Here is a 21,441-nt window from a genome sequence, read left to right on the forward strand (position 1 = left end):
TTAATTATTTTCTTTTGATGAGCCAAAGTCCTACGAAAGTTAAAAAACCATTGATGATTAATAACTCCAAACCTATTTTAAATTCTCCAGATATATGTTCTTGATATTTATCTATTAGAAAAGAAATTATGGGAGCGGCAACGCAAACATAAGGGACCAATTTATCATTAACTTTATGTTTTGTCAGAATCCCAAAGGCAAATAGACCTAACAGCGGACCGTAGGTAAAACCTGCTAATTTAAGAATGAGTCCAATCATAGAGTTATCATTAATTATTTTAAAAATAACGACCATAATCAAAAACGAAATGGCAACTCCTAAATGAATTTTTTTTCTGAATCTTTCTTTTTTTGTATCATCCCAATCTTTTTTTTCTTTCATCCCAAAAATATCAATACACAATGAAGAGGTGAGTGCTGTCATTGCGCCATCCGCACTTGGGAATAAAGCTGAAATTAGTGCAATAATAAATATGATGGAAATAATAGGAGGCATGTGATTTAATGCAATATCCGGAAAAAGTTGGTCTCCGGAACTTATTACATTTTCCTGAGCTCCATACAGATGTAATAACCCTCCCATATAAAGAAATAGGGAAATAACCCCAAGTAAAATAAATCCCAACGTCACCATATTTTTTTGTGAATCTTTTAGCTTTGTTACGGATAAGCTTTTTTGCATCATTTCCTGATCAATTCCGGTCATAGTTATGGTGATAAATGCTCCAGCTAAAATCTGTTTAATAAAAAAGCTTTTATTATTGGGATCAAAATCGAAGACTTTTGTATACCCTTTTTCATGCATGGCAGCCAAGCTATCTCCAAAGTTTAAACCAAGATGATGGAGCATATATATAGTGCAAATAATTAAACCTAAAAGCATACATGATGTTTGTAAGGTGTCTGTCCATACAATTGTCTTTACACCCCCTTCATAAGTGTAGAGAATGATCATTATTAAAATAATTAATGTAGTTACAATAAAGGGGACTCCTAAACTATCTAAAATAGAAATCTGTAAAATGTTAACAACAAGGTATAATCTCGCTGTTGCTCCTACAAGCCTTGAAACAATAAAAATCCATGCTCCGGATTTATAGGATAGCTGGCCCATCCTTTTTTGGAGGTAACCATAAATGGAGGTTAATTTTAATCGGTAATATAAAGGTAACAGAACATAGGCGATAGTCACATATCCGATAAGATAGCCTAAGGTAATCTGTAAATAACCAAATTTATCATTTTCTACAGCACCAGGAACACTTACAAATGTAACACCTGAAAGAGAAGTTCCAATCATACCAAAAGCAACAAGCATCCAGTTACTTTTACGATTCCCAATGAAAAAACTTTCATTATCACTTCCTTTTCCTGTCCGGTAAGCTACCCAAAGTAGTAATGCAAAATAAATGATAATAATAGATAGTAGTATAACTGGAGACATATATTTTATTATGATTAAAATTTTACAAATATAGTTTTTTTCTGTTCTGCTGAAAAAGAAAACAAAAAGTTGTTAAATCTAGGGTTACTTATGATACGAGGAGGAGATAGAGGCTTATATTTTTTCGTAATTTATTTTATATTTATTGAATTTATTCTATTCATTGTGAGTGGTTTTGTCTCCTATTATGAGTGTGATTTAAGGAGAGTTTTATAATCTTTGGGGGGTGAAAACTTACATTATATGTTATTTTACCTAAATAGTAATTCTATCTACCACTATTTCAGAGGAGTATAGATTTTGTATATTCCATTTCTAAAAAAATGATACTTTTAATATTAGGATATATTGCTATAACCCTCATTGGAATATGAGTGTAATATTTTAATTATAAGTTATTTATATGATTACTTTGTAGGCTTGGAGTGTATTGTGATGCTAGATCAATACATCCTGTAAATCTTTATTTTTTTGAAAGCTAGCTTTTGCAAAAGGGCAAAGAGGAATAATTTTTTTAGCATGTTTTCTTGCAAATTCTACCGCGGCTATAAGCATTTCCTTTCCAACCCCTCTTCCGTTATATACTTCTTCAACGTCCGTATGGTCTATAATGAATCTTTCATCTCCTGCCCAAGTGTACGTCATTTGCCCTGCACGGTTGCCATCTATAAATGCCTCAAAACTTCCATGTTTATTATCGTCGTGTTGTTGTATTTCAATCATTTTATGATAATTTGGTTTCTATTTCAATTTCGTTAATTAATATTTTATGAACCGGGCAGGCATCTGCAATGCTGCGAAGTCTTTTCATTTGTTCCTCATCTACATGACCCTCAAAACTAATGTCTCTTTTAAAAATAGCTTTTTTTGTCAAAGGAAAATTTTCCAGTTCTACTTCTACGTGTATGTTATCAATATCCCATTCTTTGCGATCTATATACATTCTTAAGGTTGCTGCTGTACAGCTAGCTAAAGACGTAGCTAGTATTTCAAATGGATTAAACCCCTTATTTTGACCACCCTTGTCTATAGGTTCATCTGTGATAAGATGATTATCTCCTGCTACAACCTCTGTATAATATTTTGTTTTACCTAAGGTTGCTTTTACTGTTATTGCCATGGTTAATTATTAGAAATATAACATTAGATTTTTAGTTCTTAATTTGATTTTTAAAACTTTCGAGTTTCTGCTTTACTTCATTTAGCATTTCAGGATTAATAATACCGCTTTCAAAATCAAAATTTTCGTAAAATTTTGGAAGAGAAAAGGTTTCTTTAATATCTGCTCCAAATTGTGGAAAAAAAGTTTTTGCGGTATTCATGACATTTCCTCCCCCATATCCTCCAGGAGATGTCGTCATCAAAAACATAGGTTTATTTTGAAATACTTTTACATTAATTCTAGAAGCCCAATCAAATATGTTTTTGAATGCTGCACTATATGACCTATTATGCTCTGCCAAAGAACAAATTATAATATCACAATCTTCAATAACTTTTAAAAAATGATGAGCTTCATCAGGGAATCCTTTTTTCTCAAGATCTACAGAAAAAACAGGCATGGTAAAATCATTGAGATCAATTAAATTAATTTCTTCAGTTTGAAAATCTTTTAAAACAAATTTTACAAGCTCTCTATTGATTGATGTGGAAGATGTACTTCCGGCGAAGGCTAATATTTTCATAGTTTGTTTTTGTGTGTGAGTGTCCTGTTATATTTTCCTGTTTAAAATAGCTTTAGGAAGTGGGACATATTCCTTTTCATCGCCGGGAACCAATGGGAATGCATGGTGATTCTGATCATTCCAGTTTACTTTTGCTTGCTCAATTAATTCTTTATCCGAATTGACAAAATTCCAAAAAATAAAACGTTCCTCTTCAAGGGGTTCTCCTCCAAAAAGATACACAGTGCCATTTTCGCTCATATCAAACTCACAAAGTTTTGTGTCTTTGGCAATCATTAATTGCTTTGATCCATAAGAATTCCCTTCGGTTGAAACCGTTCCATCCAGAACATACATGGCAGCTTCTCCATATAGATCTTTTCCTATACTTATTTTTTTTGCTTCTTTAGTCTTGATTTCGATAAAAAATAGTTGACTATGAACCGGAACTGGAGATTTTTTTCCGAAAGCTTCTCCTGCAATTAATTTATATTGAACTCCATCTTCTTCCCAAATGGGAATTTCGTTGGCTTCAATATGATGAAATGTGGGTTCGCTTTGTTCGAGGTGTTTGGGTAAACCTACCCAAATTTGAAAGCCATGTAGTCTTTTATCACTATGTCTTAGATGTTCGGGAGTTCTTTCCGAGTGTACTACACCTTTTCCCGCAGTCATCCAGTTTACTGCTCCTGGTTGAATCTCGATAGCACTTCCAATACTATCCCTATGAAATATAGAGCCCTCAAGCAAATAGGTGAGAGTAGATAAACCAATATGAGGATGAGGTGGAACATCGAGATTTTGATAATCTTTTAATTCGGATGGTCCCATGTGATCGATAAAGACGAACGGGCCAACTGCTCTTTTTTCGCGAAAAGGTAAGAGTCTTCCTACTAGGAAATTCCCTATATCTGCTGCTTTTTCTTCAATGATAAGTCCGATGTTTGACATATAAGATTAAAATGGTTTTTCAATTTTGTTTAAGCTAATGTAATTAATTCTTCTGTTTTTATTGAATTTATACATTAAATTTTGAGGTGTTTGTTATAACTTTATTATATAAAAGTAAGAAAAAAGAATCAATGAAGGTTGAATCAGGATTAGTCTGCTAAATATCCAAATCGTCCTATATTGAAATCTTCAAATGCCTGCATGATTTCTTCTTTAGAATTCATAACAAAAGGGCCATGTGCATAGATAGGTTCTTCTAAAGGTTGGCCGCTGATTATTAGAATAATAGAATCTTCACTTGCTTCAATGTGGAATATTTCGCCTTCATTCTTAAATAAAGCAAAATAATCTTCTTGACATTTTTCTTGTCCATTAATCATAATTTCTCCTTCAATAACTAATGCTCCAGTATTAAAATAAGCAGGAAAATTAAACTCAACACGTCCTCCTTTTTTTAATTTTACGTTCATTACATGAACAGGACTCAAAGTAAAAGCAGGTCCCTTTTGACCTTTATATTCTCCTGCAATAATATCAATAGTTCCAATGTCCTCGATAGCAATCTTTTTCATGTCATAATTTTTGATCGCCTGATATTTTGGACAACTCATTTTATATACGGAGGGAAGATTGACCCAAAGTTGAACCATTTGAAATACTCCACCTTCTTTAGCCCACTCAGCTTCATGATGTTCTTTGTGTAGAATCCCTTTTGCTGCGGTCATCCATTGTGCATCCCCTTCATCAATAATACCGCCACCACCTGTACTGTCAGTATGTTGAATCTTTCCTTTATAGGCTATGGTTACAGTTTCAAAACCTCTATGAGGATGAGCACCAATGCCTCGTGGTCTATGAGTGCCATTAAAATGAAATTTTGAATGGTAATCAAGCAGAATAAATGGATCCATTCTTTTCATATCCATTTCTTGTATACTGGGGATGAAATTATGAACCCTAAAGCCGTCTCCTACAAAATGGGCAGCTGGGGGAGATACAATGGTTTCTACTTGTTTAGTTTCCATAATAGATTGAAATTTATTATAACAAAATTACTAGAGTTAAAAGTAGAATACATTGATGTGTGGTAAGTAGTTAAGGAAAATGATAATAAAAGTCCTGTACTATAAGTATTACATTGATTATTTTTAATTAAATTTATTAAAACTGATAATGTATGCAGCTCATGTTATTTATAGCTGATTACGGTTTGTCAATAATTGTTTGACCTAAAAAATAAAATTATTAATTATGAGAAAGTATTATTTCATTTTTGTATGCTTGATTTTATCTACAATTTTGCTTAATTGTTCAAGTAGTGGTGATAACGATAGTATTGAAAATGTTGTTACAGAACAATTAAGTATTCAAAGTAGACTTATTGGAAAATGGTATACGGATTCGAATGAACCTGATATTGTTTATTTTAGATCTGATGGTCGGGTAGAAATGACTTACCTTAAGTTTGGCAATAATAATGAGGATATTATAGATATGGGTACATAGTCTGTTTCTGATAATTTTATTAAAATCCATTGGGATGAAGCAGATCCTGGTCTTGAAAATTGGTCCGCTGAAATATTAACTCTTACAAGTTCGAAACTGATATGGAAAGAGTGGGTTGATGGACACTATTCTAATTACAGTTTTCATAGATAATGTATGGATTTATCTACATCCATTTAATTTTCCTTTGACTTCATGTTTTTTCCATCAGAGATATGAAGTCTTCTAAATACAAAACCCGATAAAATAGTAAGAAATCCCACTGTAAGAAAAGTGTATCTGAATGCGTTGTGTATTTCGCCCTTTATTATATCGGTTGTTTCAAATATTTTTAAAACAATTAATCCAAAAGCAATTCCAAATCCAATGGCAAGTTGTTGGTTGACTGATAATAAAGAATTTCCACTACTGGTCTGGAAATTTCTTAAATCAGCGATAGAAATGGTGTTCATGGAAGTAAATTGGATAGAATTGAAAAAGCCAAGTATTGAAATAATGGGAATAAACCAATATAACGAAGTATGAATAGTGGGAATGGCTAAAAGGCAAATGAGGATACCTATGATAAAAGTGTTAAGCATTAATGTTTGTCTGTATCCAAATCTATTTAAAATTTTTATTACGTAAGATTTCCCAAACATTGCCGTAAGAGCCATAGGAGCAATGATCCAACCCGAAGTCACTGCAGATTGTTTGTAAGCGATCTGGATCATAAGAGGCAGTAATAAAGGTACAGAGCTTATTCCTATCCGGGTAGCTAAATTTCCCATAATTCCTACTCTAAAAGTTCTTACCTGAAAAAGATTTAAAGGAAATAAAGGGCTTTCGTCTTTTTTGGCGTGTCTATAATAGTAAAAGAGAAATAAAAATCCTAAAATAAATACAAGAAGTACAGGCGTGATGTTTTGTAGATCTCCAAAAAGTTCCAGAGAAATAGAAAGAAGAAGAGATGCTGCGGCAAAAATTAAAAAACCTTTTAGATCAAAATCAACCTCGTTGGATTTGTAATTGGGCATAAACTTTAGTCCTAAAATGATTCCTAAAATCCCAATAGGTATATTAATTAAGAAGATCCAGTGCCAAGAAAGATAATCTACCATATATCCTCCAATGAGAGGTCCTAAAACCGGCCCTATAAGTGCTGGAATAATGGCGAAATTCATAGCTTTTAATAGTTCATTTTTATCAAATGTTTTGATTAAAGCTAGTTTCCCAACAGGTGTCATTAAGCTACCACCCACTCCTTGAATAATTCGGGAAATGACCAGATGGGTGAGATTCTGTGAAAGAGCACAAAATAAAGATCCTAAGCTGAAAAGAACCAAAGAGAAAATGAAAATGTTTTTTGTTCCGAACCGATCTGCTAAAAATCCACTTGCAGGCATGAAAACGGCTAATGTTAACACGTAGCTTATGATGGCATTTTGCATGTTAAGAGGAGATTCTTGTAGGTCTTTTGCAATGGAAGGTAAGGACGTATTTAAAATAGTGGAATCCAGCATTTGCATGAAAATTGCGGTGGCAAGAATCAAGGGGAGGATTTTTTTAATAGAATGAGGTTGTGAAATAATTTCTGACATGGGATAGACTGAAAATTTCAAATTTTTTCCAACTTACTTTCCGTAGAAGACACTATATAAAATTAAAAAAGTCTTGTGACATTTCACAAGACTTTTTAATTTATTTTCTAGGCTTTTCTACTCCCTTCCATTCTTCGCCTGTTTTTTTATATTGGCTTAAAGAAAAAGTTTTAAAGTCTTTTGTTTTGTATTCTATATTATCCGTGTTTTGTTCAAATGGCATAATATAATAATAATCAGCGTCAGTTTTGTCTGTTTTATTGCCCTTTTTTACTGTAGGAACATATTTAGAAAATTTGTAATTAGGGAGATATTGCTTTAATCGAGTATAAAAAGCTTTATCTTCTTTTTCATTAGGAATGATATCCACGATGCTAAATTTATCTTTTTTCTTATCAATCCATAAATAGTAGGTTTTTTCTTCTCCTAAGTTTCTATTTAGAGAGTTGAATGAAAATAATTCTTTTGGAACAAGTTCTTTAATTTTTTCAGGATCAACTTTTGTATAATATTCACCCTTTGACGGATCTACATACGTTTCCAGGTTATAAATTAATACCGAATTATTTTCAAAGTTTTTATTTTTGAAATATTGATTGAGTGATAATTCTGATGTTTCGCGTAGTTCTTTTCCTCTAGTATCTAGTTTTTTTGTCGGATTTTGAGGATTTATTTTTTTTACAAATTCATATAAAACAACGGGTTTAACATCCTTAAGATGAGGATATGTTTTCAATTGTTCTGCTTTGATTAGCCAGTAATATTGTTGGTAAAAATCTTCTTTATCAGATTCTTTTACACTTTTATATGCGAGCGCAAGTTTTTTTGAGTTGAGATATTTCCCGTATTTTCCTTGCCCGAAGGAAAAAGTTATAGATAATAAAGCAAATAAGATGGTAATGTTTCTTCTCATTTTATATAATTGATATTTTCACTTTCCAAATATAATTATTTATTAGATATTATTTTTCATAAGCAGATAATTATATCTATATTATTGTAGTTAATTCAAAAAAAAATCCTGTATTGCTACAGGATTGATAAAGTTAATGTTGTTATTATTTAGTATTTAATAATAGTCATACTATTTTGGTTTTATAGACTTTATAAAAATCCCTATTACCAGGTTTGTGGGTATTATTATACTAAATAGTTAATGAGTAATTTCTTAGGCTTAATAACATTTCTATGGGGGAGATCACTTATAATCACTTTGAAAATCTGTAAAAAAATCATTGAAAAGGTTAATGTTTTTCATAGAATTTAATTTGAGAATTTATATATATTGTGTTTTTATTTGATTTCAGATTTTCAAAGATATTTACCGTGTAGATGTTCCTTCATACGTTTTGTTATTATTGTTACCAGTCTTAATAGTTTATTTATCTGAGAGTATTTTGGTTATTTTTCAATCGTTATGGCCTTCGTTTCATCAAATTCTCTACATCGATGTTGTGGATAATTAGAAATAATATTATCAACACAATTACTAAAAACATAGGCTTGCTGAGGAGAATCCCCATCGTTTGATGTGTAAAAAAAGCCCTTATCCGTAAGAAACCTTTTGGATCCATCAGAAAAATTTAATTTAATTCGTACATTTTCAGGAAGGGTATAGGTTTCAGACATGGTATTCATTACCTTGTAATGAGAGTAGATGAGGTTCTGTCCACTTTCATCAGGGACCCCAAAGGCCATAATATAGCCTAAACATTGTGGTTTATTACAATGAGTTTGATCTTGCGTATCAAGTTGGAATTGAATTTGGAAAACTCCAAAGTTGCCATCTTCCTTGATTAATTTAAATCTTTCCTGAACTGGCTTATCACTTTGTACATATAGCCAATCAGAATAAGTGTCTTTGGGTACTTTGTTTTGTCCATACATCACTGTTATGCTTACAACAAAGAACAGTATATTGAATGTTTTCATGGTTAGTAGTTTCAAGCGAGCTATCCAATGATTTTTATTATAAGCTATAATAAAATCATTATGTTTTTTTTATTAGTTTACCCAAATATATTTTTTTTATAAATACGATAAAATACCTCAAAAAAGGTATTTTTAATAAAATTTTGCTAATTTTAATGTATTAAAATTTACATAATTACATTTTAGTAGAAAAATAATGAATAATAAAAAGGTTCACCCTCTTATTAAAGTTTGGAACGACTATCCTGAGTTTTTGCAGAATACGAGTGATATTTTGCCTTTGCCTTCTATTGAGCGTATTGTTGGAGACGTTTTTGCGCCGGGAGAATCATATTATTATGTTATTAATTTTGCGGATAGTACCATTTGTAAGCATCATCCGAATATTTTGAAAATGCATGGTTTAAAGGTGTACCCATCTCATCTTAAAGATATTATAGATCTCATTCATCCGGCGGATATACCTTTTGTGATGGAGGCGGAAAGAATGTGTATAGAAAAAGTAAAAGAGATTGGTTTTGTTTATCAGCAAGAGCTAAAGTCTAGTTATTGTTTTAGGATGAAAACAGGGAAAGGCAATTATGAGATGTTTTATCATCAAGCTTTGCATATCCATCAAGATAAATTGGGGAGGCTTATGCAAGCAGTTAATATTCATAGTAACATTCAGCATATTACTCAAAATAACTCATATATTGCTCTTATTTCAGGCATTAGAGATAGAAACGATTTCCATCAAATGTCTTATAAGCCTGTAGAAGAAATAGAAATTTCTAATGTTAAACTTACAGATAGAGAATTAGAAGTTCTTTCACTTTTAGCTCGTGGCTATTCGGCAAAAGAGATCGCTGATCAATTGATTATTTCATATCATACAGTGACTACCCACAGAAAAAATATATTGAAGAAATTAGAATGCAATAAAGTGTCTGAACTTATTAAAAAGGCGTTAGATTATGGATTAATATAAATTAGGTGATATAATAAAAAAAAGCATTGTTAGATTATTTCTGAGTATCTACAATGCTTTTTAATTATCATTAAAAATTAGTAAGAAGTTTGATGAATCTTAACGGCTCTTCCGCTTGGGTCATTCATTTTTTTGAACGCTTCATCCCATTCTAAAGCAATAGGGGTTGAACAAGCAACTGATGGTACGGAAGGAACTGTTGCTGCTGCTGTTTCACTTGGGAAATGTTCTTCAAAAATACTTCTATAGCGATATTCTTCTTTATTTTGAGGAGTATTTAAAGGAAATCTAAATTTAGCATTCGTCATCATTTCATCAGTTACCTCTTTTTCTGCGACTTCTTTTAAGGTATCTATCCAAGAATATCCTACACCATCAGAAAATTGTTCTTTTTGTCTCCAAGTAATAGAATCCGGAAGAAGATCTTCAAACGCTTTTCTTAACACCCATTTCTCTATTTTTCCTTCAGATGTATTTATCATTTTATCCTTAGGATTTAAATTCATAGCAATATCCATAAATTCTTTGTCTAAGAAGGGTACCCGTCCTTCAATTCCCCAGCTCATTAATGCTTTATTGGCACGTAAGCAATCATATAGGTGAAGTTTTCCAAGTTTTCTTACAGTCTCTTCATGGAATTCTTGTGCATTCGGAGCCTTATGAAAGTAGAGATATCCTCCAAATAGCTCATCCGATCCTTCACCCGATAAAACCATTTTTATTCCCATTGATTTGATTACCCTAGCTAAAAGATACATGGGAGTGGAGGCTCTTATGGTGGTTACGTCATATGTTTCTAAATGATAGATTACATCACGAATGGCATCCAGTCCTTCTTGAACTGTGAAGTGGACTTCATGATGAACAGAACCTATATGATCTGCGGCTTTTTGCGCAGCTGCCAAATCCGGAGAACCCACTAACCCTACTGCAAAACTATGCAACCTTGGATACCAAGCTTCTTGAGTATCATTACTTTCTACCCTTTGTCTGGCAAATTTTGCGGTAATAGCAGAAATAACAGAGGAGTCTAATCCTCCGGAAAGGAGTACACCATAAGGGACGTCGCTCATTAGCTGACGGTGGACTGCATCTTCCAATCCTTTTTTTAATTTCGAAATATCTGTTGGGTTATCTTTTACATTATCAAAATTCTCCCATTCTCTAATGTACCATTGTTGAAATTCATTTCCTTCTATACTATATATTAAATGTCCTGGTAAAAAAGTTTCAATAGTTTTACAAACACCTTCAAGGGCTTTCAATTCGGAGGCAACATAGTAATTTCCATTTCTATCCCACCCATGATATAGCGGACAAATACCCATATGATCTCGTGAAATCAAATAAATATCATTTTCGGTATCGTATAATGCAAATGCAAATATACCATTCAGTTTCTCAATGAAGTTTTTACCATATTTTTGATATAATGCTAAAATTACTTCACAATCAGATTGTGTTTGAAATTCATAGTCCGGAAACTCCTCTTTTAATTGTTGATGATTATAAATTTCGCCATTTACAGCTAAAACAATTTTATTATCTTTTGTAAATAAGGGTTGTTTTCCGGAAGTAGGATCTACGATAGCAAGGCGTTCATGAGAAAAAATTACTTTTTCATGTTGAAATACTCCACTCCAATCTGGGCCTCTATGACGTATTTTCTTTGACATTTCTAGCACTTGAGGTCTCAGTATTTCCGTATTCTGTTTGGCATCAAACAAGCATATAATTCCACACATTATCTTTTTTTTAATTTTAATTTAAACAAAAATATAATTATGGTGTATAAATAACAATTAAAAATAATTAAATATTAAAAATTTTAACTTTAAAATGTTTTTCAGAAAAAATATTTAACTAATTTCAATAAAAATGTCTGTTTTTAATTGATTTTTTTCACTGAAATAAAAAAGTTTCTACATACAAAATAAAAATGACATATTTATTAATCTATGTTAATTAATTATAGGAAAATTTGACATTACTTTGTCGCTCGAAATAATTTTTTTTCATCATTTGTGTTTTTACCTTCTCGTAATTTAGTTTACGAGAAGGTTTTTTTTTATTCAGATCCTACTAATACCCCCGAAATATTCCACGAACTGAAGCTTGTTCCTTCAGAATCTCCTTGAGGAATTTTTATTTGTATGGTATGTGTTCCTGCCTTTAAATTTCCCAGCGGTATAAAATTGGGATTTGTTGTTGTTCCTGGACACCAATTTGATCTGCTTAAGTCTGATGATGAAAGTCCATCCGCAAAGTTTCCAGAAGCAGGATTATATAAACGATAAGAACCACAATCAGTTCTCCAAGGTAAAAAAGAAAATACTCTAGTATGATCTAAAAAAATCGAATTAATTTTAGGAATAAATTCATCGCCATTACTCCAACCCCCATGCCCTGTGGTGATATACCGTAATTGGGCATCTTTTAAATCTTTTCTTAATGTAAATTCCATAAAAAGGCCTTTATCATTATTAAACATAGTGGAATAATCTTGTCCGGCCATTTCCATTATATTTAAGGTATTAAACAATGGAATAACTTTATTAGGTTTATTGAACGGATCACTTTTATGAATAGTAATTTCTAGACTTACTTTATGTCCTCCTTTGTCGTAATTGGCAATGAAAGTACCTATCCAAAGTTCTTTTTCTGAAAGAGAAGAAGCTAATTCTGTAATCTCCTGACGATAAGGAGTAAGCGTTTGCCAATCTTTTCCTTTTATTTGGATATGATTGAATTTATCAATACCAAATGGAGTAAAAAATCTCATGATCTCTACCGGAGGAGTATAGTTTTCAGTAGATATATTACCATAATATGGTTTACCATTACCATTTTCATAGTAAGGAAGAGTTTTAATTCCTTTTTCTAATCCATCAAAAAACGATAGGGATTTATCTTGAGGTATAAAGAATACAGTTCCGGTTCTATCATAGGCATCACCATTAGATTTTTGTTTCAGGTCAACAAAAACCTGATCACTATCTGTAATTTTTGGGAATTTTATTTTCTTGAGTATAATAGTACCATTCGCAAACCTTTTTATATTTTCATCCGATTTTGACTCCTCAGAGAAATTAATGGTCTCATTGTCAAAAATTTTTAAAATAGTAAATCTACTTTTCCAAAGTAAATCTTTGTAGCTAAGTGGATCAATAGGGTTTACTGATCCTTTTATTATATTATCTATAGTAGTATGTTTAACTTTTTTGATAGTAGTAGCCGAAATAATAGAATTTTTATTTTTTTCAATTTCAAGAACCAGTCCAAGATTTTGACCAATACTGGAAGGACCTCCTTTTATTTTTAAATCCTGAGTATACCAAACTTCAATAGTATTGGAATTAATTATAGTTATTGCTTTTTTACAACGGTATCCTAATATTTTTTTTGTTTCATCAGTATATTGAAAAGTTTGTGTATTGATAGATTCTATATCTGAAGTTGAAACGATCTCTCCTGATTGTAAGAAGGCATAAGAAGTAATAATGTTAGATGGTTTTTCAACTTTTGTTATTTCAAAAGGATAGTCATTCTTTTGCTCTTTAATTTTATGAGTGAGAATGAAATTTTCCTTTTCGCTCACCCAAACCAAGGTAGGAGATTGTTCGGTCAACGTTTTTCCATTATATGAATTGATATATTGGATCTCATAAGTTTGAGCGATTGAGAAAGAAAATATTAAAAAGAATAAACAGAATAGAGTTTTTATATGCATATTAAAATTATTTGGGAGAAATATAATATAGTTACTGTGAATTGATGATCTACGACGTTTTAATAATAAAAATAGAGTATAAGAGCACTCATTTTAAACGGGGAATTATATTAAAAAACTACTCCTATAGGGGAGTAGTTATGCACTTTTATTTTAAATTAACTTTATTAATTATTATGATACTCTTTCGATCATAGCCATATAAAATCCATCATATCCTTCACTAGGCATTACCTTTTCATCTTTGATCATTTTGAAATTAGGATTGTTTTGTAGGAATTCTTCAATCTGTTTATTATTTTCAGAGGGTAGGATAGAGCAGGTAGCATACACCATTTTCCCTCCTTTTTTAAGAATTTTTGAATAATCCTGAAGGATCTGTTGCTGCTCTTTTTTAATTCTATCTATAAATTCCTGATCAATTTTCCATTTACTATCTGGGTTTCTCTTTAAAACACCTAAACCAGAGCATGGAGCATCAATTAATAATCGGTCTGCTTTTTCATACAGGCGTTTAATTGTTTTATTATCAGATATTAATCGAGTTTCAATATTATGAGCTCCGGCTCTTTTAGCACGACGCTTTAATTCTGCGAGTTTCCAGTCAAAGATATCCAAAGCAATAATTTGCCCTTTATTACCCATCAATGCAGCAAGATGCAATGTTTTTCCGCCGGCCCCTGCACAAGCATCTACCACTCTCTGTCCTTCTTTTACATCAAGAAAGTACCCGATTTTTTGAGAAGATGCATCCTGTACTTCAAATAATCCATCTTTAAAGGAAGTAGTAAGGAAAACATTCTTCTTTTCTTCCAGCTGAACAGCATCTGGATAATTTTTTATAGTATAAGAAACAATATTTTCATCGGAAAGGTCAGAAATAAGTTCTTTTGCTGAAGTTTTTAGAGAATTTGCTCTTAATACAGTGGGAGCTTGTTCATTTAATGCTTGCATTTCCTTTTCCCAATCAGTCCCTAATTCTTTTTCTAAGGTTTCGGCAAGCCAATCTGGAATAGAATGTTCAATCGCTTTAGTAGGGACAGTATTCTTTTTAAGCTTGGTAATGATATCGGCTGTTTTTATGCCATCAAATTCATCAAATTTTTTAAATTTTGTTTGGCTCCAAAGTAAATAAGCCAGAATAAGTTTATAAATATTGGAGGGCTTTACGCCTTCCCCCATATAATATTCTAGACGTTTTTTCCAGCGAATGATATTATAGAAAATCTCAGAAACAACTGCTCTGTCCTGGCTTCCCCATTTTTTATTTGCCTTTAAAAGCCTTTCGATCACTTTGTCTGCATACTTGTTTTTCTCAAAAAATGTTTCTTGTAAAGCATCGTGAATGCCGATCAATAAGTTTCTGTGAATAAGTTCCATAAATTTGCTTCTGCTATTTTGAAGCTGCAAAAATACGAATTAAAGTTGAGAGTTGTAAAGAACACTTATATGGGTGTATAATGGGAGTATTTTCTTTTAATTTTAATAAAGTAGAGATATGGTTTATAGGATAAACGTATTAAAGTTTTAATTTTTAAAATTACCTTTGTTAAAAATTAAAAAAATGAGTGATACGGTATTTTGCCCTAAATGCAATTCTGAGTTTACATATCCAAGTGATACTATGATGGTATGTTCTCAATGTTTTTATGAATGGAATCAAGAAGAAATTGCTTCTCATGTAACAGATGATGGGAAAATTTTTGACTCAAATGGAAATGAATTACAAAATGGAGACTCTGTTGTGGTGATAAAAGATTTGCCTGTAAAAGGAGCACCTAAACCGGTTAAAGCTGGAACAAAAGTGAAAAATATACGTTTAAGACCTGAAAGTGATCATAATATTGATTGTAAAATCGATGGGTTTGGATCTATGGCTCTGAAGTCAGAATTTGTAAAGAAAGCATAATGTAGGTCTTATATGAAAGCTATACTTTGCCGTAGATCTTCAGAGTAAAAAATAAAAAAAGGAAAAGATTGGGCAGGGTAATCTTTCATAAAGACTGGATTGCAGAAATGCTAATTCGCGTCTTGGAGGCAGAAAGAGTATTAACCAAAAATTTCCTTATGCTGTGTTACGTGCAAAAATAAAAAAAAGTTTTAAAATAGGTTCTGGGATTTTTATTTTTTATCGATAAATTAACATTTAATATAATGGGATGAATAATGAATCTCAATTATAGCTATAAACTCTATTTATAGGGTAATTTAAAAGAAATTTTAATTGTATTTTCTAATTTTTGATCCGAGTAGAGAATGATCTCTTTATTTTTAGCTTTTATTTTATTCCAATAATGATTACCTGCAAATCGACTTTCTAAAACCTCAGCTTCTAAACCATTTTCAGTAACCTTAATTTCTTTTGGATAATAGGAAAATTTAGAAATTTGAAAATCTTCCATTTCATTTTTACTAAAAGTATTTACTTCTCCAAAAAGCTTAGCAACATATAAATTATAAGGATGGTTATAAATTTCTTCCGGAGTATCATTTTGGATCAATTTTCCATCCTGTAAAATAACAATTTGATCTAGCCAAGGGATTATATCTTGTAGTTCATGGGTGGAAATAAGTAATGAAATATTATTTTGCTTTACATACTTAAATAGTTTTTCGCGCAGTTCAATTTTTCGAGGAAAATCTAAATGACTAAAAGGTTCATCCAAGATTAACAACTTCGGAAGTTGAGAAAGAGCTCTTGCGATGGCTACTCTTTGCTGTTGACCCCCACTTAAGTGTTTTGGTAAAATATGGGCATATTCTTCTAGGCCGACGAGAGTGAGAAGTTCATTAACCGTCTCTTTTTTCTTTTTTAGATCAATATTTGAAATGAATTTTCCTACATTTTCAGCAACTGTGGCATAGGGCATTAAATCGAAATGTTGAGCAACAAATTTCATTTCAGATTCGCCTGGGACAAGATTTCCTTTAGGACCAAGAAGGCGCTCTCCATCAAATATAATTTCTCCTTGTTCCCAATCCAACAGTCCATATATTAAACTGAGTAAAGTTGATTTTCCACATCCACTTTCTCCAGCCAACGCTATAATCTTATTTTTCTCAAAATGAAAATTGAGATGTTGGAATAATTGTTTTTCTCTGGAATATGAAAAATTTAGATTATTTATTTCTAATAACATGCTACAAATGTAGTAAAATGAAACGTTTTTAAGAAAATCGTTTTTTTTTATTATATTAGCAATAGTTATAGAAATTTATTAATTATGAGAAAAAAATTGTTTTCATTAACAATTCCAGCACTTCTTGTTGTCGCCGTTATGACTTCATGTAAGAAAGAAAAACCATTAACAAATGAGAGCAGTGAAGTCGTGACAACAAAAGAAGGAAATCAATATACTTTAGATACTTTGAATAGTAAAGTAGAATGGAAAGGATATAAGATTTTCAAATCTGAGAATACCAGTCATTTTGGAGATATTAAATTCGAAAGTGGAGATGTTACTATAAAAGACGGAAAGCTTGAAAGTGGTAAATTTGTTGCTGATATGAATTCCTTAACATCCATGGATTTGAAAGATGATGCCGAGAAATTGGATAAACTAAATAATCATTTGAAAAGTGGAGACTTTTTTGAAGTAGAAAAGTTTCCGACTGCCTCTTATGAAATTACAAAAGTAACATCTGTTTCGGAAGGGGATTATAATACTCTTTTAGATGGAAATTTAACAATTAAAGGAATTACAAAACCTGTTCAATTTAAGGCGAATGTTTCTGTAAAAGAAGGTGAAGTGGGTATTGCTACAGAGCCTAAAGATATAAAAAGAGAAGATTTTGGTGTTAAATTTCAGGCACCTGCACAAAACGGAGTGATCAAGGATGAGGTAACTCTTCAGGTTAATATCAAAGCTCTTGAAAAGAAATAATTTTTTTATTCACATAAATAAATGATTAAAAATCTGCCTGTTATAAGTGCAGATTTTTCTTTAAATTTAAAGAAGGTATTCCACCAAAAAACTGTATTTTTGCAAATACATTTGAAAGGGTACAACAATGATAGAAAAGATAGAAGAACTACTTGTTGAAGTAAACAGCTTCAATGCTACATCAAAAGAGGATATTGAAAATTTCCGAATCAAATATAATGGAAAGAAAGGAGTCTTGAATGATTTTTATGAAACATTGAAGGTTATACCTAATGACCAGAAGAAGGAATTTGGACAAAAGATTAATAACTTGAAGCAGGCTGTTAATGTAAAACTGGAAGATTTAAAAAATACTTCCTCATCTTCTGTTGTACTAGAAAAAGAGGATCTAACGAAACCTGCATTTCCTTTAGATCTAGGATCGAGACATCCTATTAATCTCGTGAAAAATAGAATTATCGAGATTTTTAAATCAATTGGTTTTGCGGTAGCTGATGGACCTGAAATTGAGGACGATTGGCATAACTTTACCGCTTTAAATTTACCGGAATATCATCCCGCTCGAGATATGCAGGATACCTTCTTTATTGAGCAAAATCCAGATATTCTGTTAAGAACGCATACTTCTTCGGTACAGATTCGCTATATGGAAGAAAATCAACCTCCTATCAGAATCTTATCTCCAGGAAGAGTATTTAGAAATGAAGCAGTTTCTTCAAGATCACATTGTATATTTCATCAAATAGAAGGGCTATATATAGATGAAAACGTAAGTTTTGCAGATTTAAAACAAACGATTCAGTTTTTTACAACTGAACTTTTTGGAAAGTCTAAGATTAGATTAAGACCATCTTATTTCCCTTTCACTGAACCTAGTGCTGAAATTGATGTATATTGGGGGTTGAACTCTGAAACAGATTATAGAATTACTAAAGGAACGGGATGGCTGGAAATTATGGGATGTGGAATGGTAGATCCAGCGGTTCTTAAAAATGTAAATATAGATCCGGAGAAATATTCAGGATATGCCTTTGGAATGGGTATTGAAAGAATTGTAATGCTTCTTTATCAAATGAGCGATATTAGAATGTTCTTTGAAAATGATATCAGAACTTTAGAACAGTTTAAAACATTATAAAATCAAACCTCCGAAAATTTCCGGAGGTTTTTTGTTTTTAATTACTGACCATAGAAACAAAACGTAATTAAAAACTGGATCTATAATGTAAACAACTTAGATGTTTAGATTGTTACATGAAAACAAGGACATACTATAAATAAAAATGTCTGGAAGGCTTTCCCAGACATTTTAGTTTATAAGAGGATACTCGAGTATAAAATATATAATTACTTTGAGAACTTTAAAGGATATTTTATATTTTTAAACTCATCAATACTTGCTTTTAAAGATCCTACTGCTAATTCTGCTTTTAGTAACATAGGAATATGATTAGCATCATTGGATACCCACATAGTTACTCCTTCTTTCTCTTTGAATACTCTACCACTTTTAACAGAAGGTATGATTTTTAAACAGTTAATAGTCCCGAACTTCGTTTTTAAATTTTCTGTTCCTACTACTTTCAACTGAAATGGAAACATTTCATCGTCAATCCATACATTCATATTAATGATAGCTCCTTCTTTTAGCTCACTTTGGTTTCTACTTCTCAAATAGTAAAAACAAGAAAGCATATCTTGAATACCTTTCACTGATTTTATCACTTTTGAACCATTAGCAGGCGTTTTTTTGTCAGTTAAAATTAACGTGTTATTATCATGATTAAAAGCTGTTTCGTAATGTTGACGATAGCTGCCTTCTTTTACATTTCTCACATAAAAGCTAGGTAAGCCAGTTTCTATATTAATGAAACTTTCATAAAGATCATCTACTTTAAAAAAAGCTTTTACAGCTCCAGTTGTTTGCCCGGTTCCTTTCACATAAAGATGAGGAGTTCCTTTATAATTGGTTTTTTGTGTTATTAGTGTAGCGTTTCCAGCATTGATAAATCCATAATGGATCCGGAATGTAATGGATTCGTTGTCTGCAATATTATCTATTTGGCCAAAGCCTAAAAAGAATAAAAATACAGTAATAAGATTTAATAGTTTTTTCATAATTAGAATTTTACAAAAACATTGCCAAATTTAAAATCTTTTTTTTTAGGATATTTGATAAATCTCAGGTTTTATTTAGACTCAATTAAATCAGCTTCATTTTAAAATTAGTAAATTTGCATCCATACATATAATTTATTACTTATTATGATAACTACCGATATATTGATTATAGGAGCGGGACCTACTGGACTTTTTGCTGTATTTGAAGCAGGACTACTAAAAATGAAGTGCCATATTATTGATGCACTTCCTCAGCCGGGAGGGCAATTAGCGGAATTATATCCTAAAAAACCTATTTTTGATATTCCTGGGTATCCCTCGGTAAATGCAGGAGAATTAATTGATAATTTAATGGAGCAAATTAAGCAGTTCCAACCTGGGTTTACGTTAGGTGAAACGGCAGTCTCTTATACAAAAGTAGATGATGAATGGTTTGAGGTAATCACCAATAAAGGTACTGTACATAGAGCTAAGGCTATTGCGATTGCAGGAGGCTTGGGTACTTTTGAACCTAGAAAACCTACTATTGAAAATATTACAGATTATGAAGAAAAAGGTCTTGAATATTTTGTTAAAGAACCAGAACATTTTAGAAATAAAAAAGTGGTTATTGCCGGAGGAGGAGATTCTGCACTTGATTGGAGTATCTTTTTATCCAACGTAGCGAGTGAAGTTACCTTAATCCATAGAAGAAATGAGTTTAGAGGAGCTTTGGATTCTGTTGAAAAAGTCCAGGACTTAAAGAATGAGGGTAAAATTAAATTAATTACTCCGGCTGAAGTTACTGCTATCAAAGGAGATGGTAAGGTGGAAGCAATTACTGTAGAAGTTGAAGGAGAGGAGGCTTATGATCTTGAGACGGATTATTTTATTCCTTTGTTCGGCTTGACTCCCAAATTAGGTGAAATTGGTAATTGGGGATTAAATATTGAAAAAAATGCCATTGTTGTCAACAATGCATTAGATTATCAAACCAATATTGAAGGGATCTATGCAATAGGAGATATTAACACTTATCCAGGTAAACTAAAGTTAATTCTTTGTGGTTTTCATGAGGCTACCTTGATGTGTCAAAGTGTTTATAATAGATTGAATCCAGGTAAGAAATTTGTATTAAAATATACAACCGTAAGTGGAGTAGATGGGTTTGATGGAAGTCGAAAGGAGGCGGAAAAAGCAGTAGTGAAAAAAATCGACTAAATTAGCGGTTAATTAACCATTGCTGATAACTGATGAGGGTTGTTGCCTTCATCAATTCTTAACACTCAATGAACTATTATGTCAGATATTAATATAAAAATTACCGATAGAGAAGGGGTTAGTCATGATATTATAGCCCCAACGGATATGTCCATGAATTTAATGGAAGTTATCCGATCGTATGAATTGGCTGAAGAGGGAACCGTCGGTGTTTGTGGAGGAATGGCTATGTGTGCCTCGTGTCAGGTATATGTAATAAATGATCCAGGACTTGAACCTATGGGGGATGAAGAAGATGCAATGCTAGGAGAGGCTTTCCATGTAAAGGATAATAGCCGACTGGGTTGCCAATTACATATCATTCCTGAAATGGAAGGACTTGAAGTAGAAATTGCTCCTTATCCTTAAGAAATTGATTTAAAATATATAAAATGAAACTCCTGAAAGATTGCTTTCAGG

At 31.8% G+C, this 21,441-nt stretch carries 21 protein-coding genes; 7 read left to right on the forward strand and 14 right to left on the reverse strand.

What is annotated here, in order from left to right; translation table 11 throughout:
• Positions 1-4 precede the first annotated feature (4 nt).
• The 6 genes from CHRY9293_RS08195 to CHRY9293_RS08220 all read right to left on the reverse strand — a co-directional run bounded on the left by CHRY9293_RS08195 (position 5) and on the right by CHRY9293_RS08220 (position 5,084).
• Positions 5-1,444 (reverse strand): sodium:solute symporter, encoded by a 1,440-nt coding sequence (locus CHRY9293_RS08195; protein WP_162032554.1) that lies wholly within the window; start codon positions 1,442-1,444, stop codon positions 5-7.
• A gap of 438 nt (positions 1,445-1,882) precedes the next feature.
• Positions 1,883-2,167 carry a GNAT family N-acetyltransferase gene (locus tag CHRY9293_RS08200; protein ID WP_228455496.1) on the reverse strand — a complete coding sequence of 95 codons (285 nt, stop codon included), beginning with the start codon at positions 2,165-2,167 and terminating at the stop codon, positions 1,883-1,885.
• 1 nt (position 2,168) lies between these two features.
• Positions 2,169-2,564 (reverse strand): OsmC family protein, encoded by a 396-nt coding sequence (locus tag CHRY9293_RS08205; protein ID WP_162032555.1) that lies wholly within the window; start codon positions 2,562-2,564, stop codon positions 2,169-2,171.
• Between the two features lie 31 nt (positions 2,565-2,595).
• On the reverse strand, positions 2,596-3,129 hold the full coding sequence (locus tag CHRY9293_RS08210) for an NADPH-dependent FMN reductase (RefSeq protein ID WP_122548081.1): 534 nt from the start codon (positions 3,127-3,129) through the stop codon (positions 2,596-2,598).
• A 27-nt stretch (positions 3,130-3,156) separates the two neighbouring features.
• On the reverse strand, positions 3,157-4,059 hold the full coding sequence (locus CHRY9293_RS08215) for a pirin family protein (RefSeq protein ID WP_162032556.1): 903 nt from the start codon (positions 4,057-4,059) through the stop codon (positions 3,157-3,159).
• A gap of 149 nt (positions 4,060-4,208) precedes the next feature.
• On the reverse strand, positions 4,209-5,084 hold the full coding sequence (locus CHRY9293_RS08220; protein WP_162032557.1) for a pirin family protein: 876 nt from the start codon (positions 5,082-5,084) through the stop codon (positions 4,209-4,211).
• A 226-nt stretch (positions 5,085-5,310) separates the two neighbouring features.
• On the opposite strand from CHRY9293_RS08220, the gene CHRY9293_RS08225 reads away from it, so the two are divergent.
• Entirely contained in the window at positions 5,311-5,565 is a 255-nt protein-coding gene (locus tag CHRY9293_RS08225; RefSeq protein ID WP_162032558.1) for a hypothetical protein, read from the forward strand.
• A 176-nt stretch (positions 5,566-5,741) separates the two neighbouring features.
• On the opposite strand, the gene CHRY9293_RS08230 is transcribed toward CHRY9293_RS08225, so the two are convergent.
• The 3 genes from CHRY9293_RS08230 to CHRY9293_RS08240 form a co-directional block, all read right to left on the reverse strand.
• Entirely contained in the window at positions 5,742-7,145 is a 1,404-nt protein-coding gene (locus CHRY9293_RS08230) for an MFS transporter (protein ID WP_162032559.1), read from the reverse strand.
• A gap of 100 nt (positions 7,146-7,245) precedes the next feature.
• Entirely contained in the window at positions 7,246-8,058 is an 813-nt protein-coding gene (locus tag CHRY9293_RS08235; RefSeq protein ID WP_122548078.1) for a hypothetical protein, read from the reverse strand.
• A gap of 488 nt (positions 8,059-8,546) precedes the next feature.
• Entirely contained in the window at positions 8,547-9,077 is a 531-nt protein-coding gene (locus CHRY9293_RS08240; protein ID WP_162032560.1) for a hypothetical protein, read from the reverse strand.
• A 196-nt stretch (positions 9,078-9,273) separates the two neighbouring features.
• Between CHRY9293_RS08240 and CHRY9293_RS18915 the strand changes: the two genes are divergently transcribed.
• Positions 9,274-10,047, forward strand: coding sequence for a response regulator transcription factor (locus CHRY9293_RS18915; RefSeq protein WP_162032561.1), 774 nt, complete (start codon positions 9,274-9,276; stop codon positions 10,045-10,047).
• Between the two features lie 77 nt (positions 10,048-10,124).
• Here CHRY9293_RS18915 and asnB read toward each other — a convergent pair whose 3' ends face one another.
• The 3 genes from asnB to CHRY9293_RS08260 form a co-directional block, all read right to left on the reverse strand.
• Positions 10,125-11,792 carry an asparagine synthase B gene (gene asnB, locus CHRY9293_RS08250; protein ID WP_162032562.1) on the reverse strand — a complete coding sequence of 556 codons (1,668 nt, stop codon included), beginning with the start codon at positions 11,790-11,792 and terminating at the stop codon, positions 10,125-10,127.
• A gap of 323 nt (positions 11,793-12,115) precedes the next feature.
• Complete coding sequence (locus CHRY9293_RS08255) at positions 12,116-13,777, reverse strand: GLPGLI family protein (protein WP_162032563.1); 1,662 nt, start codon at positions 13,775-13,777, stop codon at positions 12,116-12,118.
• Positions 13,778-13,951: 174 nt separating this feature from the next.
• Positions 13,952-15,157 (reverse strand): RsmB/NOP family class I SAM-dependent RNA methyltransferase, encoded by a 1,206-nt coding sequence (locus tag CHRY9293_RS08260; RefSeq protein ID WP_162032564.1) that lies wholly within the window; start codon positions 15,155-15,157, stop codon positions 13,952-13,954.
• 184 nt (positions 15,158-15,341) lie between these two features.
• Here CHRY9293_RS08260 and CHRY9293_RS08265 point away from each other — a divergent pair, with 184 nt between their 5' ends.
• Entirely contained in the window at positions 15,342-15,686 is a 345-nt protein-coding gene (locus CHRY9293_RS08265; protein WP_162032565.1) for a zinc ribbon domain-containing protein YjdM, read from the forward strand.
• Between the two features lie 283 nt (positions 15,687-15,969).
• On the opposite strand, the gene CHRY9293_RS08270 is transcribed toward CHRY9293_RS08265, so the two are convergent.
• Positions 15,970-16,917 (reverse strand): sulfate/molybdate ABC transporter ATP-binding protein, encoded by a 948-nt coding sequence (locus CHRY9293_RS08270; RefSeq protein WP_162032566.1) that lies wholly within the window; start codon positions 16,915-16,917, stop codon positions 15,970-15,972.
• A gap of 84 nt (positions 16,918-17,001) precedes the next feature.
• Here CHRY9293_RS08270 and CHRY9293_RS08275 point away from each other — a divergent pair, with 84 nt between their 5' ends.
• On the forward strand, positions 17,002-17,661 hold the full coding sequence (locus tag CHRY9293_RS08275; RefSeq protein WP_162032567.1) for a YceI family protein: 660 nt from the start codon (positions 17,002-17,004) through the stop codon (positions 17,659-17,661).
• 127 nt (positions 17,662-17,788) lie between these two features.
• Positions 17,789-18,799 carry a phenylalanine--tRNA ligase subunit alpha gene (gene pheS / locus CHRY9293_RS08280; protein ID WP_122548069.1) on the forward strand — a complete coding sequence of 337 codons (1,011 nt, stop codon included), beginning with the start codon at positions 17,789-17,791 and terminating at the stop codon, positions 18,797-18,799.
• A gap of 209 nt (positions 18,800-19,008) precedes the next feature.
• Here pheS and CHRY9293_RS08285 read toward each other — a convergent pair whose 3' ends face one another.
• A complete protein-coding gene (locus CHRY9293_RS08285) occupies positions 19,009-19,779 on the reverse strand; it encodes a DUF3108 domain-containing protein (RefSeq protein WP_122637177.1) in 771 nt (256 codons plus the stop codon).
• 147 nt (positions 19,780-19,926) lie between these two features.
• On the opposite strand from CHRY9293_RS08285, the gene CHRY9293_RS08290 reads away from it, so the two are divergent.
• Together CHRY9293_RS08290 and CHRY9293_RS08295 are read left to right on the forward strand one after the other, a co-directional pair.
• The gene (locus CHRY9293_RS08290; protein WP_162032568.1) at positions 19,927-20,982 is read left to right on the forward strand and encodes an NAD(P)/FAD-dependent oxidoreductase; all 1,056 of its coding nucleotides are present in this window, start codon (positions 19,927-19,929) and stop codon (positions 20,980-20,982) included.
• A 78-nt stretch (positions 20,983-21,060) separates the two neighbouring features.
• On the forward strand, positions 21,061-21,390 hold the full coding sequence (locus tag CHRY9293_RS08295) for a 2Fe-2S iron-sulfur cluster-binding family protein (RefSeq protein WP_162032569.1): 330 nt from the start codon (positions 21,061-21,063) through the stop codon (positions 21,388-21,390).
• The last annotated feature ends 51 nt before the right edge of the window (positions 21,391-21,441 follow it).

Source organism: Chryseobacterium potabilaquae, from assembly GCF_902728265.1.
Lineage (GTDB): Bacteria > Bacteroidota > Bacteroidia > Flavobacteriales > Weeksellaceae > Chryseobacterium > Chryseobacterium potabilaquae.

Excerpts from the sequence above, each read along its gene's own strand:
- CHRY9293_RS08195 (WP_162032554.1), bottom strand. The coding sequence starts at position 1,444 with ATGTCTCCAGTTATACTACTATCTATTATTATCATTTATTTTGCATTA.
- CHRY9293_RS08200 (WP_228455496.1), bottom strand. The coding sequence starts at position 2,167 with ATGATTGAAATACAACAACACGACGATAATAAACATGGAAGTTTTGAG.
- CHRY9293_RS08205 (WP_162032555.1), bottom strand. The coding sequence starts at position 2,564 with ATGGCAATAACAGTAAAAGCAACCTTAGGTAAAACAAAATATTATACA.
- CHRY9293_RS08210 (WP_122548081.1), bottom strand. The coding sequence starts at position 3,129 with ATGAAAATATTAGCCTTCGCCGGAAGTACATCTTCCACATCAATCAAT.
- CHRY9293_RS08215 (WP_162032556.1), bottom strand. The coding sequence starts at position 4,059 with ATGTCAAACATCGGACTTATCATTGAAGAAAAAGCAGCAGATATAGGG.
- CHRY9293_RS08220 (WP_162032557.1), bottom strand. The coding sequence starts at position 5,084 with ATGGAAACTAAACAAGTAGAAACCATTGTATCTCCCCCAGCTGCCCAT.
- CHRY9293_RS08225 (WP_162032558.1), top strand. The coding sequence starts at position 5,311 with ATGAGAAAGTATTATTTCATTTTTGTATGCTTGATTTTATCTACAATT.
- CHRY9293_RS08230 (WP_162032559.1), bottom strand. The coding sequence starts at position 7,145 with ATGTCAGAAATTATTTCACAACCTCATTCTATTAAAAAAATCCTCCCC.
- CHRY9293_RS08235 (WP_122548078.1), bottom strand. The coding sequence starts at position 8,058 with ATGAGAAGAAACATTACCATCTTATTTGCTTTATTATCTATAACTTTT.
- CHRY9293_RS08240 (WP_162032560.1), bottom strand. The coding sequence starts at position 9,077 with ATGAAAACATTCAATATACTGTTCTTTGTTGTAAGCATAACAGTGATG.
- CHRY9293_RS18915 (WP_162032561.1), top strand. The coding sequence starts at position 9,274 with ATGAATAATAAAAAGGTTCACCCTCTTATTAAAGTTTGGAACGACTAT.
- asnB (WP_162032562.1), bottom strand. The coding sequence starts at position 11,792 with ATGTGTGGAATTATATGCTTGTTTGATGCCAAACAGAATACGGAAATA.
- CHRY9293_RS08255 (WP_162032563.1), bottom strand. The coding sequence starts at position 13,777 with ATGCATATAAAAACTCTATTCTGTTTATTCTTTTTAATATTTTCTTTC.
- CHRY9293_RS08260 (WP_162032564.1), bottom strand. The coding sequence starts at position 15,157 with ATGGAACTTATTCACAGAAACTTATTGATCGGCATTCACGATGCTTTA.
- CHRY9293_RS08265 (WP_162032565.1), top strand. The coding sequence starts at position 15,342 with ATGAGTGATACGGTATTTTGCCCTAAATGCAATTCTGAGTTTACATAT.
- CHRY9293_RS08270 (WP_162032566.1), bottom strand. The coding sequence starts at position 16,917 with ATGTTATTAGAAATAAATAATCTAAATTTTTCATATTCCAGAGAAAAA.
- CHRY9293_RS08275 (WP_162032567.1), top strand. The coding sequence starts at position 17,002 with ATGAGAAAAAAATTGTTTTCATTAACAATTCCAGCACTTCTTGTTGTC.
- pheS (WP_122548069.1), top strand. The coding sequence starts at position 17,789 with ATGATAGAAAAGATAGAAGAACTACTTGTTGAAGTAAACAGCTTCAAT.
- CHRY9293_RS08285 (WP_122637177.1), bottom strand. The coding sequence starts at position 19,779 with ATGAAAAAACTATTAAATCTTATTACTGTATTTTTATTCTTTTTAGGC.
- CHRY9293_RS08290 (WP_162032568.1), top strand. The coding sequence starts at position 19,927 with ATGATAACTACCGATATATTGATTATAGGAGCGGGACCTACTGGACTT.
- CHRY9293_RS08295 (WP_162032569.1), top strand. The coding sequence starts at position 21,061 with ATGTCAGATATTAATATAAAAATTACCGATAGAGAAGGGGTTAGTCAT.